The organism is Streptomyces sp. NBC_00178 (genome assembly GCF_036206005.1).
Lineage (GTDB): Bacteria > Actinomycetota > Actinomycetes > Streptomycetales > Streptomycetaceae > Streptomyces.
Genome location: NZ_CP108143.1, coordinates 5,151,230 through 5,166,758, shown reverse-complemented (window position 1 = coordinate 5,166,758; position 15,529 = coordinate 5,151,230). Strand labels below are relative to the sequence as shown.

The window sequence follows — 15,529 nt, the reverse complement described above, 5'->3', positions numbered from 1 at the left end:
ACCCGCGATTTGCGCGCAGGGTGGGGGCACCACGCACACTGAAGAGTGAGCGCGGTGCCCCCACCCTTGTCCCCGCGCTCTTCGTGCCCACAGGCCCGTCCCGCACCACCCGGCGGACAACGACGTCTGCCGAACCCCTTAGGAGTACTCCCGTGGCCATCTCGGTCTTCGACCTCTTCTCGGTCGGCATCGGCCCGTCCAGCTCCCACACGGTCGGCCCGATGCGCGCGGCGCGCATGTTCGCCCGCCGCCTCAAGAACGAGGGCCTCCTGGCCCACACCGCTTCGGTCCGCGCCGAGCTGTACGGCTCGCTCGGCGCCACCGGGCACGGCCACGGCACCCCGAAGGCCGTCCTGCTCGGCCTGGAGGGCGAGTCGCCCCGCACGGTCGACGTCGAGGGCGCCGACGCCCGCGTCGAGGAGATCCGCGCCTCGGGGCGCATCAACCTGCTGGGCATGCACGACATCCCCTTCGACGCGGACGAGCAGCTGGTCCTGCACCGCCGCAAGGCACTGCCGTACCACGCGAACGGGATGACGGTCCTCGCCTACGACCGCGAGGGGGCCCCGCTCCTGGAGAAGACGTACTACTCGGTGGGCGGCGGTTTCGTCGTCGACGAGGACGCCGTGGCGGGCCAGGACCCGATCGTCCCGGAGGACACGGTCCTCAAGCACCCGTTCCGCACCGGCGACGAGCTGCTGAGGCTCGCCCGGGAGACCGGGCTGTCGATCTCCTCGCTCATGCTGGAGAACGAGAAGGCCTGGCGGACCGAGGACGAGATCCGCGCGGGCCTGCTGGAGATCTGGCGCGTCATGCAGGCGTGCGTCACGCGGGGCATGTCCCGCGAGGGCATCCTGCCCGGCGGTCTGAAGGTCCGCCGCCGTGCCGCGAACTCCGCCCGGCAGCTGCGCGCCGAGGGCGACCCGCAGGAACACGCGATGGAGTGGATCACCCTCTACGCGATGGCCGTCAACGAGGAGAACGCCGCCGGCGGCCGTGTCGTCACCGCCCCGACCAACGGCGCCGCGGGCATCATCCCCGCGGTCCTGCACTACTACATGAACTTCGCGGCGGGCGGCTGCACCGAGGCCGAGAAGGACGACAGCGTGGTCCGCTTCCTGCTGGCCGCGGGCGCCATCGGCATGCTGTTCAAGGAGAACGCCTCGATCTCCGGCGCCGAGGTCGGCTGCCAGGGCGAGGTCGGCTCCGCCTGCTCCATGGCGGCCGGCGCGCTCGCCGAGGTCCTGGGCGGCTCCCCCGAGCAGGTGGAGAACGCCGCCGAGATCGGCATGGAGCACAACCTGGGCCTGACCTGCGACCCGGTCGGCGGTCTCGTCCAGATCCCCTGCATCGAGCGCAACGGCATGGCGGCGGTCAAGGCGGTCACCGCGGCCAAGATGGCACTGCGCGGCGACGGCAGCCACATGGTCTCCCTGGACAAGGTCATCAAGACCATGAAGGAGACCGGGGCGGACATGAGTGTGAAGTACAAGGAGACGGCGCGGGGCGGACTCGCGGTGAACATCATCGAGTGCTGAGGCTTTAGGCCCCGACCAGCGCGTTCGCATCTCTCAGCGCTGGTCGGGGCCTTTCCTGCTGCACCAGGAGAGTTCCTGGGCCGATCCGTCCACGCCTTCTGGCTCCGCCGACAGGGACCGTCCTTCGAGCAGTCTCGACTACGTGTGGCGGCGGCGCCTGCGAAGGACCACCCCTTCAGCCCGGCGGTCGGGCGGGCCCACCCGCCCCCGCGTCTCCCGGCCACGCCCCGGCGGACCGGCCGCGTGTGAGAGGTCAGCCGACGATCGCGACAGGGCCGTCCCACGCGTTCCGGTCGACCGTGATGGTGTACGCGCCGCGCTTCTCCTTGCTGTTGACCATGTACTGGTGGCCACGGCTGTGGTTCGTGTACAGCGACTTGGACCACGGCCAGTCGGTGGTCGTGGTGTTCGCCTTGTCCCACTTGGCGTACCAGAGGTTGCCCGGCAGGTTGGTGCGGTCCGTGGCGGTCGCGATCGCGGCCGCGCTGGAGCTGGAGAACCCGTAGAAGCCCGCCCGGTAGGTCTTGTCGTGCAGGACCTTGTCGAAGGCGCGGACGTAGGAGAGCACGGCCTTGTTGCAGGACGTGTTCTTGATGTCGTACGGCTCCATGTCCAGATACAGCGCGCTGCCCGCCTTCATGCCGAGGGCGGCGGCCTTGGCGACGGCGTCCTTGCCGTCGGTGGCGCCGAGCGCGGCGGCGCCGGCCGTCGTCATCTTCTCGTTGCGCGTGCCGGTCTGGCACGGCGGCTGGGCGCCCACGTAGAGCGGGATGAGCTTCCAGCCCTGGGAGTTGACGGTCTTGACCCAGGACGCGGTGAGGTTCGGCTGGGAGCAGCCGCGGTTCTTGCCCCCGATGTACACGGCGGCGGCGCCGTAGAAGCCGGTGTGCCAGGCCTTCATCGCGGCGGCGGACGGCGCGGTGCAGGCGTCGAAGGCACGGCCCGTGAACGTCTTCTGCGCCGGCCAGGCCGTGGTCGCCGAGGCGCTGGTCGCGGCGAACGCTCCCCCGGCGGCCACGACGACGCCGGTGGCGCCCCAGGCGAGGTAGCGGTTGCGCTTGGACAGCCGGTGTCTCTTGGACGTAGACATGATGCGTTTCCCACCCCTGGTGCTGCTGATTCGTCGCTGCTGCGTCGTCCGGGCCGCTCCGGTCCCCCGGGCCCCGGACTTCGCGCGCATCGAAAAGTACCCTGCCGCCGTGGCGCGTTCGGACCGTCCGCCCCTTGGGCCCGGCAAGCTTTGCCCAAGGCTGCGCAAAAGGTGCTCGACGACCATGTCGCGGCGGGGAGCCGGCCTGTCCTCATGCCGACGGCCCCTCCGGAAGAACCGCTCGGTTCTTCCGGAGGGGCCGTCGGCCCGGGGCCGTGCGTCTCCCGGCGGACCCACCGCGCCTGCACGGCACGGCGGTCCGCCGGTCACCAGGTCGCACCGCCCCTCGGGGCGATCACCTGCCGGAGCCCGGCCGGTGGTCCTGCGACGTGGGCTGGAACCCGACCGTGTAGGTCCGGGTGACCGAACCGTTGGCCGAGGTCACCTTGATGGTGCGGATGGTGAACTGACGCACCGGCGACGAGAGGACCGGGCTGCCGCTGGTGACCTTCTGCCGCGCGCCGTGCTGGGCCGTCACGGCGAACACGGCCGGGATCTTCTTGTTCTTCGGCCAGTCCACGACGTAGGTGGACACGGCCGGGTCGAACCCGTCGATCGTGACACCCCCGACCTTGATGGACTTCGCGTCGGCGACGCTTCCCTTGGTGGCGTCCGAGAAGTTCTGCACCGTGACCGAACCGTCGGCGTTGACGACCACCTTCGCCGCCATCGCGGCCGCCAGGTTGATGCGCTCCCAGCTCGCACCGCCCTTTCCGGTGAGGTCGAGCGGGTACCCGGAGTCCGTCGCGGTCTGCTCGAGGACCTGGGTGCGCTGCTCGGTGGTGAGGTTCGGGAAGGCCGTGATCAGCAGCGCCGCCGCGTCGGACGGCGTCTTGAGCGCCTGCCCGGACTTGCCGACCTGGGAGAACCCGTAGCTGAGACGGCGGGTGTACAGGGCGACGTGCTGGTCCGCGCTCAGGCCGGCGTAGGAGTCACCCTGACAGGCCGCCAGCGTGTCGCCGTACCCCTCCTTCGCGCACTGCGCGAGCAGCACGTTCTCCATCTCGGTGTGGGCCTGGGTCAGCAGCTTCTCGAAGGCGGGGTCGGCCCAGCGGTGCGCGACCGTGGCCTGGGCGCCGATGCGGCCGCCCATGACGTCGAGCGGGTAGTGGAACCCGAGGACGATGCGGTTGTTCCCGTACTCCGAGGTGCGGGCCAGGATCGACGGTGCCAGCTCCGGCAGGAGCGTGGCGAGGACGGTGCCGGCCTCGTAGCCGCCGTAGGTGTGACCGCTGGGGTACGAGCCGCTGGTGGTGAGGCTGCCGTAGGAGCCGTCCTGCGACTCGTAGATGCTGCCGCCGTCGCCGACGAACCCGAGCCGGACGTACGGGCGCATGTAGGCGTAGTGGTTCTTGCCCGCCTCGACCTTGTCGAGGTTCTTCGTGACGCGGCCGAACAAGGCGTCGGTCTTCGGCAGCAGGCCGTCCTTCAGCGCCTTGCTGTAGATCGGGCCGAGCCGGGAGCCCAGGCCGTCGGCCATCGTGACGGTGGAGCTGTTCGTCGCGTCGACCTCCGCCCGGTCCACCTCCTTCTGCGTGGCCGCGTTGTTGATGCCGACGGCGATCCGGTCGTTCTCCGCGGTGACCGCGGCGCCGCGGGGCAGCTTGGTGTTGGCGCCGATGGTGCCGGTGCCGAGGTCCTCGATGCCGTTGAGCAGGCCGAGGAAGTAGTCGCTGCCGTCGCCGGTCCCCGGCCATTTGTCGGACGTGTAGTCCGCGTTCAGGACGTCGTCCGGGAAGGGCGACGGCTCGTAGTCCGGATCGGCGGCGCGCGCCGGGGCCTTCGTGGCGGAGCCGGCCGAGGTTCCGGCCAGGGTGACCGCGGTGACGGTGGCCGTGTGGGCCTTCGCCTTGTCCGAGGCCGTCAGCAGCGCCGTGTTCATCGTGGCGGGTACGTGCGCGGTGGTGCCGTCGCCGAGGGTCACGGTGTAGCCGATGACGGGGAATCCGCCCATGTCGGCGGTTCGCCAGGTCACGCGGACCTGCTTGCCGTCGGTGACCACGCTCGTCACGGCCGGCTTGTGCGGCTTGACGCCGCCGATGACGACGGGTGCGGTGGCGGCGCTCTGCGAGGAACTGCCGACGGCGTTCACCGCGCGGACGCGCGCGGTGTACGAGGATCCCGCCCGCAGCCAGGTGAACGTGGCCTTCCGCGCGGCCGGGTCCGAGACCTTGATCTCGTGCCCGTCGCTGAGCGTGATCCGGTAGCCGGTGACCGGGGAACCGCCGGTGTCCGCGGGGGCGGACCAGGCGACGGTCACACTCGTGCCGGACCCCGTCGCCGACACGGCGCCGGGCGTGGCCGGGACCGTCCTGGGCTTGGTGACGAGAGCGGACTTCGCGTGGTCGAGGGCGTCACGGCGTACGGTGAGGACCGTGTCCGTCGCCGTGGCGTCGGCGAGGGCGGTCTTCGCCTCGGCGAGCGCCTTGGTGAACGCCTTCCACGTCACGTCCGTGTAGCGCGCGTTGTCGAGGGCCGACGCGGTCGTGACGAGGTCCTCCAGCTTCAGCCTCGGAAGAGGGATCAGCTGCTTGGCGGCGAGGGTGAGGCTGCGGGTCCGGGTGTCGGCCTCCAGCTGGGTGACGCCGTCGGCGTCGGCCGCGGTGCGCGCGGCGGCGAGTTCGCGCCGGTACACACCGAAGTCGATCGCGTCGTAGCGCCCGGCGTCGCCGGACAGCGCCTCGTACTGGGCGATCGCCTTGCGCAGGGCGGACTTGTCCGTGACGGCGGGGGTGTCGACGTGGTTGAAGGTGACCCGGCCGAGGTTGGCGACGTAGGGGTGCGACGAGTCCGGGTTCGTCGTCAGCCGCAGGTGGACGGAGTGCTTGCCGGTGATCGCCGTGGGCAGGGTCAGGCTCGTCGTCCCGCCCGCCGACCACGCCGCTCCCGTCACCGGCAGCGGAACGGTCGCGTACGGGGCGCCGGGGCCGGCGGCGTCGAAGGAGTCCAGGTAGAGCTGGACGGCGGAGCCGGTGCCGCAGCGGGCGGAGTTGTTGACGTAGGTCAGCGTGACGGTGGACTTCTCGGAGGCACCGAAGTCGACGTCCCCGTAGTCGAGCCAGGCTCCGTCGTAGGTGCCGCCGAGACTGGTGGCGGAACCCGCGCCGCTCCAGCCGGCCGGCTCGCTCTTGAGGCCGCCGCCGCTGTGGGAGCGGAACGCGGTGGCGTCGAAGGCCACCGGAGCGTCGGTCTCCTGCGTCAGGGTCAGCGAGTGGACGTTGCCCACGTAGGGCTGGGCGTCCGTCTGCGTGCCGGACACGAAGGCGGCGTACACGTCCTGGACGCCGGTGAAGACGGCCGGGTCGAGGTGCACGCTGGTGGTGGCGGTCGTTCCCCAGCCCGATCCGCTGTATTCGAGGGGGATGGTGACGGTCTTCGGGCCGTCCTTCGAGCCGAGGTGCAGCTCGATGTGCGAGTCCGACGCCGCGCGCGACTGGGGCTTGTCGTAGCGGACGGTGACGGTGTCGGCGCCGTTACGGAGGTCGGTGTCCTTCCACTCGGCCCACGAGCCGTTCGTCACGTTCTCGAAGATGCCGCCTGAGAGCTTGAGCGGAAGCGAACCGCCGCCGGTCGTGGTGCTGTTCACCGCGGTCAGCGCGGCGAGCGTGGTCGCCGGGGACGAGGAGACGTCGTACGGCGAGAACTGGTACCAGTCGAAGTTCGACACCCACTGCTGGCCCGAGGGGGCGTGGAACACGAACGTCGCGCTGGAGGCGTCCAGCAGGGCGTCCGCGTCGGTGACGGCCGCCTGCACGGTGCTGTAGTTCTGCCAGGCGGCGGTGCCGGGGAGCTGGACGGTCGCGACGACGGGGCCGTCGGCGCCGCCTGCGTGGACGTCGACGCTGCTCGCCTTCGCGTTCACCGCCTGCGAGTTCGCGTAGCGGACCGAGATGCTCCGCGGGGCGACCCCGCCGAAGTCGAGCTTGTCGAACCGCTCCCACGACCCCTCGGTGACGCCACCGAGGTTGCCGTCCGAGTTGTTCCTCTCGCTGACGAGGCTGGGGCCCTCCTTCTGGTCGGGGGACTCGGCCTGCAGGACGGCGTAGCCGCCCTCGTCGATGGTGAGCGCGTCGACGGCGGACCGCAGCGCATCGTCGGCGGCCATGATCGTGCCCGACGCGGACGCGGCGTCGGCGACGACGGTCCGCGCGCGTTCGAGCGCCGACCGGAACAGGGTCCAGGAGCCGTCGGAGTAGTTGCCCTCGCGGACCAGGGACGCCTCGGCGACGAACGCGCCGAGGGCCTTGCGGTGCACCGCGGCGGCGGAGACGAGGAGCGGGTCGGTCGGGGATATCCCGGTGCCGCGCACCGTGGAAGCCTTCACGCCGTGGGCGAAGGCCGCGTCCTGGAAGGTGATGCCGAGACGGGCGTCGGTCTTCGTGGTGCCGCTCAGCGACAGCGTCGCCGTGCGCGATCCGCTGACGCGGAGGTCCGCCGTGACACCGGCCGGCAGTCCGGTCACGGTCGCCGCACCGGTCTTGGTGAGGCTGGTTCCGGTACGGGCGGCGAAGGTCGCCGGGCCGGACAGGGTGAGCTGCACGCTGCCGCCGAGCTTGCCGTCGGCGGTGGCGGAGACGGTCCCGGGGCGGGCGGAGACGACGGTGTCGCCCTTGCCGGTGCCCGTGCCGCCGTCACCCGTGCTGGTGCTCAGGGAGTACGCGGGCTTCGTGTGGGCGCCCCACTGGGAGGGCTTGGAGCCCATGGTGAAGTCCAGCGTGCCGCCGGCGATGATCTGGGAGTAGTCGAGCCAGGTGTTGTCGAAGCGCGAGCCGTTGAGGGTCGCCTTCTGCACGTAGTAGTCGTCCGGCGAGACGCCGTCGGCCTTCACCGTAAACCGGGTGCCGTTGGCGTAGGTGATCGTCGTCGAGTCGAAGAACGGGCTGCCGATCTGGAACTGGCTGGAACCGGCGGTGACCGGGAACAGGCCCAGGGCCGCGCCGACGAACATCGTCGACATGGTGCCGGCGTCGTTGTCCATGGTCGGCAGGAAGCCGTTCGGGGAGAGCTTGTAGACCTGCGTCTTGACCGGCGGGGTGAACTGGCCGCCCGAGCTGGGGGCTTCGTTCGAGGAACCCGTCGCGATGTAGCGGTTCCAGGTCGAGCCGGTGTAGATGGAGCGCACCCACTTCTGCGTCAGGCTGGGCTCGCCGACGTAGTTGAAGAGGTACGGGGCCTGCAGGTCGATCTCGTTCGCGTTGGAGTGCAGCATGGTCGAGCCGTCGTCGACGGCGGAGTCCTCGCCGAACATGTGCTTGACCGCGGCCTTGCCGGCCTTGGCGCCGCCCATGGCCTTGATGAGGCGGTCCATGTCGTACGCGTCGTACCAGTGGTACTGCCAGAGCGTGCCCTGGTAGAGACCGGCCGCCTCGAACTTCTCGTAGTCGGCGCTCTGCCAGTCGCCGCCCGCCGCGCGGGGGGTGAGCAGACCGACCTCGGTGCCGTCGGACGCGGTCCAGGCGCCGGCCTTCACGAGGTTGTCGATCGCCATCGTGGACTGCGCGCGCAGCTTCTTCGCGTCGTCCTTCCTGCCGAGCGCGTCGGCGATGACGGCGAGCGCCCACTGGTCGTAGCCGCGCTGGACGGTCGTGCCGGGGTCACCCGTCACGTATCCCTGGCGCAGCTGCGCGCCGGTGTAGTAGCCGGAGTACGACAGCAGGGCCGGGTAGGCCTCGTCGAGCCGGTCGAAGTTCTTGAAGCCCTTCGACAGCGCGTCGGCGACGAGCACGGCCGAACGCTCCCAGCGCACGGTCGGGACCGAGTGCGTGAGGCTGCCGAGGCTCTTGCCCGAGGTGCGGGTGTCGGCGAAGAGCTCGACGAGGGACTGGATCATGTCCCGGTAGGTGGCCGGGTCGATGTACGCCTCGACGGAGTACTTCCGGAAGTCGTCCCAGGTCGACCAGCCGTCGTAGTACGTGAAGCCGTTCGCCTTGTGCACCGCGCCGTCGGCGCCGCGGTAGGTGCCGCTGGTGCTGGTGGCGTTCACCGGCAGCGCGTACATGCGGTACAGGTGGGTGTAGAACTCCTTGGTGAGCGTCGACCCGGGGTCGGACTTCGCCGAGGAGCGCACGGCGACGGCGCCGAGCGTGCGGTTCCACTCCGCCTTCGTGGCGGCGCGCGCCTGGTCGAAGGTGAGGTGGCCCACCTCGGCTGCCTGGTCGGTCGCGGCCTGTTCCGCGCTGATCGGCGAGAGGGTGATGCGCAGTTCGACGTCGTTCGTGTCGGACGTGTCGAAGCCGAGGACGGCACCGGTGTCGGAGCCGGTCCGGCTGGTCGCGTCACTCAGCTTGCCGTCGCTGCCCCAGCTCTTCAGGGAAGTGACGGGGACGTTCGTGGTGGCGTTGTAGTACAGCTGGTACGCCGCGCCGTTGAAGGATCCCGCGATGAGCCCGGAGATCGAGCTGGTCCCGTCGGGAAGGGTCGTCGCCTTCAACGTCGAACGGGTGCGGCTGGTGTAGTTGTTGGCGAGGTCGAGGACGAGCTGGGGCTTCGACCCGGCGGGGAAGCGGTAGCGCTCGAGCGCGGTGCGCGTCGTCGCGGTCATCTCGGCCTCGATGGTGCCCGAGTCCCGCTGGACCGACGCCCCGGTACCGGAGACCGCGCCGAGGCCCACGTCGTACGAGCCGGGCGTCGCGCTCTCGTCGGTGTGGCTGTACGTGTGTGCGTACGTGCTGGGGACAGGCCGCTTGTCGTACTGCACGGAGGTCGGGACGACCAGCAGGTCGCCACCGCCTCCCGAGCCGCCGACGCCGTCGAGGTTCGTCGCGGTGAACCCGGCTATCTGCTTCTCGTTGTAGTCGTACCCGGAGTGGTTGCGGCCCGGCGTGGTCATCGGGTTGACCTTGGCGAGACCGTGGGGCGCCTGGGCGCCGGGGAGGTCGTTGCCGTCGTCGCCGGCGGTCGACACGAACGGGTCGACGAGTGCCGTGTAGTCCGTGCCGCCGGACGTCCCCGCGGATGCCGTGGCGTGGGGTGCGGCCGCGGCCGCGCCTCCGCCGGCCAGCGCGGCGAGGCCGAGGGCCCCGGAGAGCAGGGTGGCGACCGTCGCACGCAGGCGCCGGCGATGCCGGCCCGCGGGTCCGGGAAGTGCCTGGGGCACGGGGGGATGGGATCTGATGGACACGTAACCTCTCCAGGTCGCGATACGCACGCACGGTCCGGTGGACGGCGCCAAGGGTATGACAACGTTGTCCGACTCCGGCCGGCATGCACCGGGGTGACATGGTGGTGGACGCACGGGATCACGGCCACCGCGTTCACGACCACCCGTCATTAGACACGGAGAAAGCGGACATTGGGCAAACTGAAGTCGTACAGTTCGCGCCATGCCCGGCGGCCGGCCGGCTCGCGGACCTCACGGATCCCGTGAACACCCCTGCCCCGCTTGCCGATCGGGGACTGCGCCACCCTCCCACACGTCCGGGGTCGTCCCACCCCTTTCGTCGGCGCTCGATGAACCGCACCTCGCCCGCGCGGCACGCGGGAAGCGCGAGACGCGCGTCACATCCGCCCCATGTCACATTCCGCCGGGCCCCGTCCGTCGAAGAGGCGTACCCAGCAACGGCAACGGCACAGGAGTTCGTCATGGACGCTCGCTTGAACCTCTTCGGCAGCCCGCTCGCGGCCCAGTTCCTCAAGCACATCAACTCGGCGGGCAAGGTCGTCTCGGACTCGGGACTGCCCGACGCGACCCAGGAACTGGTGAAGATCCGCGCCAGCCAGATCAACGGCTGCGGCTTCTGCACCGACATGCACACCAAGGACGCGGCGGCGGCCGGCGAGACCTCGACCCGCCTCCACCTGATCGCCGTCTGGCGCGAGGCCACGGTGTTCACCGACGCCGAACGCGCGGCCCTGGAACTGGCGGAGCAGGGCACCCGGATCGCCGACGCGGCCGGCGGGGTCTCCGACGAGGCGTGGGCCGCCGCCGCCAAGCATTTCGACACGGACCAGCTCATCGCCCTGGTGGGCCTCATCGCGGTCATCAACGCCTACAACCGGCTGAACGTCATCGTGCGGCAGCCCGCGGGCGACTACCGGCCCGGCATGTTCGGCTGACGCACGAGCACCGGCACAGCACCCGGCTCCCGGTCCGCGGCTCCGGCCGACGGCCCCGGGAGGCCCTTCTGTTGGGAGTCACACCCTCCCGTGGCCACGATTCCATCAATGGAACAAGGGAATCCGGGCGCGACGCGTGGCGGAAACGAGCACTCCGGGGGCACGAGCCCGGGCACTGGAGGCCTGGAGGCCCGGGCGCTTGAGCCCTGGAGGCCCGGGCGCCCGGGCAAGCACTGCCGGCGCGGCTGGGCCCTGCGGGACCACTCCTTCCGGCTGCCCGCCCGACGGATCTGAGGTCCTGCCGGAGCCAGGGGCGGGACCGCGCGCCGATCAGCTGGTCCAGCGTGCACCGGATCGGGCGATCCCGGCCGGCCCTTCCTCCTGCGGACGGATCACGGGTGGCCCGATCGGGACGCGCGGTGCGGATGGCCGGGCTCACCAGGGAGGGGCGATCCGAGTGGCCAGGCTGTTTCGCACTCGAGTCCGACCGCCGCGTACTCACGGGTCCGTCGCCGGCCGTCGTCCATGACGCAGGGCGTGCACCAGAAGTCGAGGCGCATACGCTCCGGGCCGGGGGCTGCCGGGTCGGCTCCCCCCAGCCCCCACGAGGAGTCCGTAGGATGGCGGAGAGATGCGGAGCGTCGCTCCGGCCCAAGGATGACGCACCGTACTGCCATGCCCGGTGGTGCCGTGCTCCTGTCGAAGCAAGGTGTTGAAGTGCAGCAGACGACTCGCGCCGACGCGCGCAGAAACCGTGACGCCCTGCTGGCCGCAGCGGCAGAAGTCGTCGCGGAGCATGGCACGAATGCCTCGCTCCGCGATGTCGCCCGCCGCGCCGGAGTGGGCATCGGTACGCTCTACCGCCACTTTCCCACGCGCGAGTCCCTGCTCGAGTCCTTGCTGGACGCCAACTTCGCCGTACTGCGACGCCGTGCCGACGAGCTGATCTCCTCACCCGATCCGAGCGAGGCGCTCCTGGTCTGGTTGCGGGAACTCGCCGCTGGATCCGCCACGTACGAGGGCTTGCCGGAGTCGATCATGGATGCCCTGGCTGATGAGCAATCAGCCCTGCACGGGGCGTGCGCCGAGATGAGATCGGCAGGTGGACGGCTGCTCGAACGGGCGCAGCAGGCCGGTGATGTTCGCTCCAGCCTGACCATCCGCGCCGTCATCGCCGTCGCGCTCGGTCTGGCTTGGGCGGGCCAGCGGTCGCAGGAGGTGCTGGGCCAGGTCGACGACCTGCTGTCCGCGGCCATCGGGCTCCGGGTCAGGGAGTGAGGACCCACCGGCCCCGGCCGCCCTCGCGAAATGCCTGGTAGGCGAGCGCAGCCTTCTCCAGCGGCTGGACACCGGCCCGACGGGTTTCCAGCCGCCCTTGGGCGGTCAGGGCCAGAATTTCGCGCAGCCGGCGGCCGTCAGGAGCGACCACCCCGCTGGTGATCATGATCCCCCGCTCACCGGCCGGCTCCAGGCCCGGGAAGACTCCGGCGTACATACCGTGGTCGCGGACGGCTCGCAACGCCGCGCCGCCCAGCTTCGCGGCGTCCAGCACCGCGTCGTAGGCGCTCGCCCCTTCCAGGCTGGTGATCACTTCATCGGCGCCTGCCCGGCCCAGGAATTCCGCGTCGGAGGTACGCGCCAGCCCGGTGACGGACCAGCCGGCGAGCGCGGCCAGGGCGACCGCGTAGCCACCGACGCCGCCCGCCGCGCCGGTCACCAGAAGGCGTCGGCCGTCGGCGGGGCCGAGCCTGGCCAGCAACTGGTCGGCAGTCAGTGAGTTGAGCGGGACCGTTGCCGCGTCCAGCAGGTCGACCCGTTCGGGGACGGGCGCCACGTCCGCCGCGGGCACGATCACGTACTCGGCTGCCGCGCCCGCGGCGGAGTGCGGTGCGTGGGGGAAGGTCAGCGCGGCCACCGGTGTACCGATGGAAAGCTCGCGAACGTCGGACGCCACCATGTCGATGACACCCGATACGTCGAGGCCCACGCCCCAGCGGCCCGGCGGGTGGGGCGTGCCGCCCAGACCGTCCATGACGTGCAGATCGGCCGGATTGATCGCGGATCCCGCCATCCTGATCCGGACCTGACCGGCGCCCGGCCGGGGGTCGGGGACGTTCTCCAGGCCGAAGCTGCCCGGCTGTCCGGGGCGCTGGACGATGATCGCTCGCATAGGGGTGCCTTTCTTGTTCTGTGCGGGTTGGGTGGGCGTGGTCGAGCAGCGCTGCGACCGCGGGCTTGCCCTGTGCCGGCCCAGGTCTCGAAGCGGGCGGTCTCCGCCTCGTCGATCCCACCGCCTCAGCGCGTTGTCCGCGACATCGCGGGGATGCGGGAGAACCCTTGGACGCCCCTGGCAGCGGCGTCCGGAGAGGTGCGGCTTTCCGCCACCACGCCCGAGGTATTCAAGGTGTTCCCAATATACGGAGCACCGCTCCGGAAATCCAGCCGCCCGCCCGGGCCCCGGCCGGCCCCGCGACCGAGAGCGTCTCGACGTCGCTCGGGTGCCCTCACGCACGTCACCAGCACTCGACGCACCGAGCGCGGTACCAGGGCATCACTCGTGCCCGGACAGGTATTCCTCCGGTCGTGACGGGGCGCACCTGTGCGTGGTGAGACCGCCTCCGCATCCGGGCCGGCCTGCCTGCAGGCCCTCATGCCCTCCAGCGGGTCCCGGCGGAGCCGGGTACGCGTGACACCGGGCAGGTCGGCCCGGGAGCCGCCCGGGGACCCGGGTCCGCGGCACCGGACCGGGACCCCGTTGCGGGCAGCCCGTCCGGGACCGGACTGCCCGCGACGACCGCTCGGCTTCCCCACCCGAGCTCGGCCAGGGTCAGTAGAGCGTCTTCTCCGCCTCGGGCGTGAAGGGAAGGAGATCGTCCGCCCTGCCCTCCAGGACCTTCCGTGCCCACTCGGGGTCCACCAGGAGTGCCCGGCCCACCGCTACGAGATCGAATTCATCCCGCTCGAGGCGCTCGATCAACGCCTCCAGACCGGCCGTCCCCGCACTGCCCTGCAGGAAGTCCGCGTTGAGGCCGACCGAGCCGACCGTGACGGCAGCCACCCCGGTGAGCTTCTTGGCCCAGGCCGCGAGATTCAGGTGGGATCCCTCGAACGCCGGTTCCCAGTAGCGCCGGGTGGAGGCGTGGAAGGCGGATACTCCTGCATCCGCCAGAGGGGCGAGCACGGCCTGCAGCTCGTCCGGGGTGTCGCCGAGCCGGGCGTCGAAGTCGCTGGCCTTCCACTGCGAGAAGCGGAAGATCACCGGGAAGTCCTTGGAGACCCGCTCACGGATCGCCTGCACGATCTCGACGGCGAACCGTGTGCGCTCGAAGGCGTTGCCTCCGTACCCGTCCGTGCGCCGGTTGGTGAGGGACCAGAGGAACTGATCGATGAGATATCCGTGCGCACCATGGATCTCGATACCGTCGAAGCCGATCCGCTCCGCATCCCAGGCGGCCTGGGCGTAGGCGCCGATGACGTCGTCGATGTCCGCGCGGGTCATGGCGCGACCACCTCGTTCCGCACCCGTGAGGGTGAGGCCCGACGGCCCTATCGGAGCGGCGTCGGGAAAGGGAAGATCCCCCGGCTCACGCACCATGCCGATGTGCCACAACTGCGGAACGATGCGCCCGCCGGCAGCGTGGACGGCCTCGACGACGGCGGCCCAGCCCGCGAGTTGCTTTTCCCCGAACAGATAAGGGACAGCCGCGTCATTGCCTGCCGACGGGTGGTCGATGTATGTCCCTTCCGTGATGATGAGCCCGACTCCGGCCGCTGCTCGGCGGGCGTAGTAGGCGGCCACGTCGTCGCCCGGTATCCCGTCGGGCGAGAACGAGCGGGTCATGGGGGACATGACGATCCGGTTGGGGACGGTAAGCCGCCCCAGGGCGAACGGACGGCCCAGAACGTGGGCTGCGGAAAGCGTCACTGCGATACTCCTCCAGAACTGATGGGCGGCACGTCCGGCCGTTCGCCGAGGCCATGGGCGTCAAGACGTGCCGGGGGACGGTGTCACCCCGTGCGATTCACATCTCGATGAGGTTCCGGATGATGAGCGGACCATTGCGGGGGGCATGCATCTTGCCGCCCTCGACGAGCCCGCCGAGGTCGATTCCCGCGTAGCCGAGCCGCTTCAGGAGCGCACCCACCGATTCCTTTGCCGCCTCGTCGTCACCCGAGTAGAAGAGGGCCCTGTTACCTCCGGCGACGCGAGGGTCCTCGCCCAGGAGAGCGGCGGCGAGGTGGTTGAAGGCCTTGACCACCTTGGCCCCCGGCGCGTGGGACGCCACGATCTCGCTGGAAGTGCGGCCTCCGAGGTCGGGGGGCGTCTCCCCGGGCGGGGCGTAGTTGTTCGTCGCGTCAATGAGTATCCGGCCCGTCCAGTCCTGCACCTCAGCCAAGGCGTTGGGAACCTGGTGCCAGCCGACGGCCAGAACGACCAGTTCGGCTGCGCCCGCTTCACGCACGGTGCCGGCGTTCACCCGGCCGTCGAACTGCTCCACGTGCGGGGCGAGCGACTCCGGCCCCCGGCTGTTGGCGACGGTGATCTCCTCGATGCCTGCCGCTGCCAGGCGCTTGACCAGAGACTGACCGATCGCCCCATAGCCGATGATTCCGACGTGCATCCGGTATCTCCTGTGATTCGTTTCGTGTGGTCACCCACCCGGGCACCGATCGGCCCGGGAGGCGCATCCGTTCGCTGGACGGCGAGTGCCCGCCCGCCAGGGAAGAAGTGGACCGGCACGCGTCAGCCGCGCGCGGTGGCCGCCGTCCGGCCGTCGGGTGGTCC

The 15,529-nt window shown here is 70.7% G+C and carries 8 protein-coding genes; 3 read left to right on the top strand and 5 right to left on the bottom strand.

Going from position 1 to position 15,529, the window contains the following annotated elements:
* Positions 1–152 precede the first annotated feature (152 nt).
* A complete protein-coding gene (locus OHT61_RS22760) occupies positions 153–1,538 on the top strand; it encodes an L-serine ammonia-lyase (protein WP_329040758.1) in 1,386 nt (461 codons plus the stop codon).
* Between the two features lie 253 nt (positions 1,539–1,791).
* On the opposite strand, the gene OHT61_RS22755 is transcribed toward OHT61_RS22760, so the two are convergent.
* Both OHT61_RS22755 and OHT61_RS22750 read right to left on the bottom strand, forming a co-directional pair.
* Positions 1,792–2,628, bottom strand: a complete 837-nt coding sequence (locus OHT61_RS22755; RefSeq protein ID WP_329040757.1) for a glycoside hydrolase domain-containing protein — start codon at positions 2,626–2,628, stop codon at positions 1,792–1,794.
* A 355-nt stretch (positions 2,629–2,983) separates the two neighbouring features.
* A complete protein-coding gene (locus OHT61_RS22750) occupies positions 2,984–9,784 on the bottom strand; it encodes a glycoside hydrolase domain-containing protein (RefSeq protein WP_329040756.1) in 6,801 nt (2,266 codons plus the stop codon).
* 485 nt (positions 9,785–10,269) lie between these two features.
* On the opposite strand from OHT61_RS22750, the gene OHT61_RS22745 reads away from it, so the two are divergent.
* Together OHT61_RS22745 and OHT61_RS22740 are read left to right on the top strand one after the other, a co-directional pair.
* Positions 10,270–10,743 carry a carboxymuconolactone decarboxylase family protein gene (locus OHT61_RS22745; protein WP_329040755.1) on the top strand — a complete coding sequence of 158 codons (474 nt, stop codon included), beginning with the start codon at positions 10,270–10,272 and terminating at the stop codon, positions 10,741–10,743.
* 717 nt (positions 10,744–11,460) lie between these two features.
* Positions 11,461–12,021 (top strand): TetR/AcrR family transcriptional regulator, encoded by a 561-nt coding sequence (locus tag OHT61_RS22740; RefSeq protein WP_329040753.1) that lies wholly within the window; start codon positions 11,461–11,463, stop codon positions 12,019–12,021.
* Here OHT61_RS22740 and OHT61_RS22735 read toward each other — a convergent pair.
* From OHT61_RS22735 to OHT61_RS22725, 3 genes are all read right to left on the bottom strand, one after another.
* Entirely contained in the window at positions 12,011–12,913 is a 903-nt protein-coding gene (locus tag OHT61_RS22735) for an NADP-dependent oxidoreductase (protein ID WP_329040752.1), read from the bottom strand. The two genes, OHT61_RS22740 and OHT61_RS22735, sit on opposite strands and share 11 nt — an antisense overlap.
* 657 nt (positions 12,914–13,570) lie before the next feature.
* Positions 13,571–14,668: an NADH:flavin oxidoreductase gene (locus OHT61_RS22730; RefSeq protein ID WP_329040750.1), complete on the bottom strand. Its 1,098-nt coding sequence runs from the start codon at positions 14,666–14,668 to the stop codon at positions 13,571–13,573.
* Between the two features lie 97 nt (positions 14,669–14,765).
* Positions 14,766–15,365, bottom strand: coding sequence for an NADPH-dependent F420 reductase (locus OHT61_RS22725; RefSeq protein ID WP_329040749.1), 600 nt, complete (start codon positions 15,363–15,365; stop codon positions 14,766–14,768).
* Positions 15,366–15,529: the final 164 nt, after the last annotated feature.

What these genes read in the sequence shown, in the direction of transcription:
- OHT61_RS22735 (WP_329040752.1), bottom strand. Translation starts at nt 12,913, where the DNA reads ATGCGAGCGATCATCGTCCAGCGCCCCGGACAGCCGGGCAGCTTCGGC.
- OHT61_RS22745 (WP_329040755.1), top strand. Translation starts at nt 10,270, where the DNA reads ATGGACGCTCGCTTGAACCTCTTCGGCAGCCCGCTCGCGGCCCAGTTC.
- OHT61_RS22755 (WP_329040757.1), bottom strand. Translation starts at nt 2,628, where the DNA reads ATGTCTACGTCCAAGAGACACCGGCTGTCCAAGCGCAACCGCTACCTC.
- OHT61_RS22725 (WP_329040749.1), bottom strand. Translation starts at nt 15,365, where the DNA reads ATGCACGTCGGAATCATCGGCTATGGGGCGATCGGTCAGTCTCTGGTC.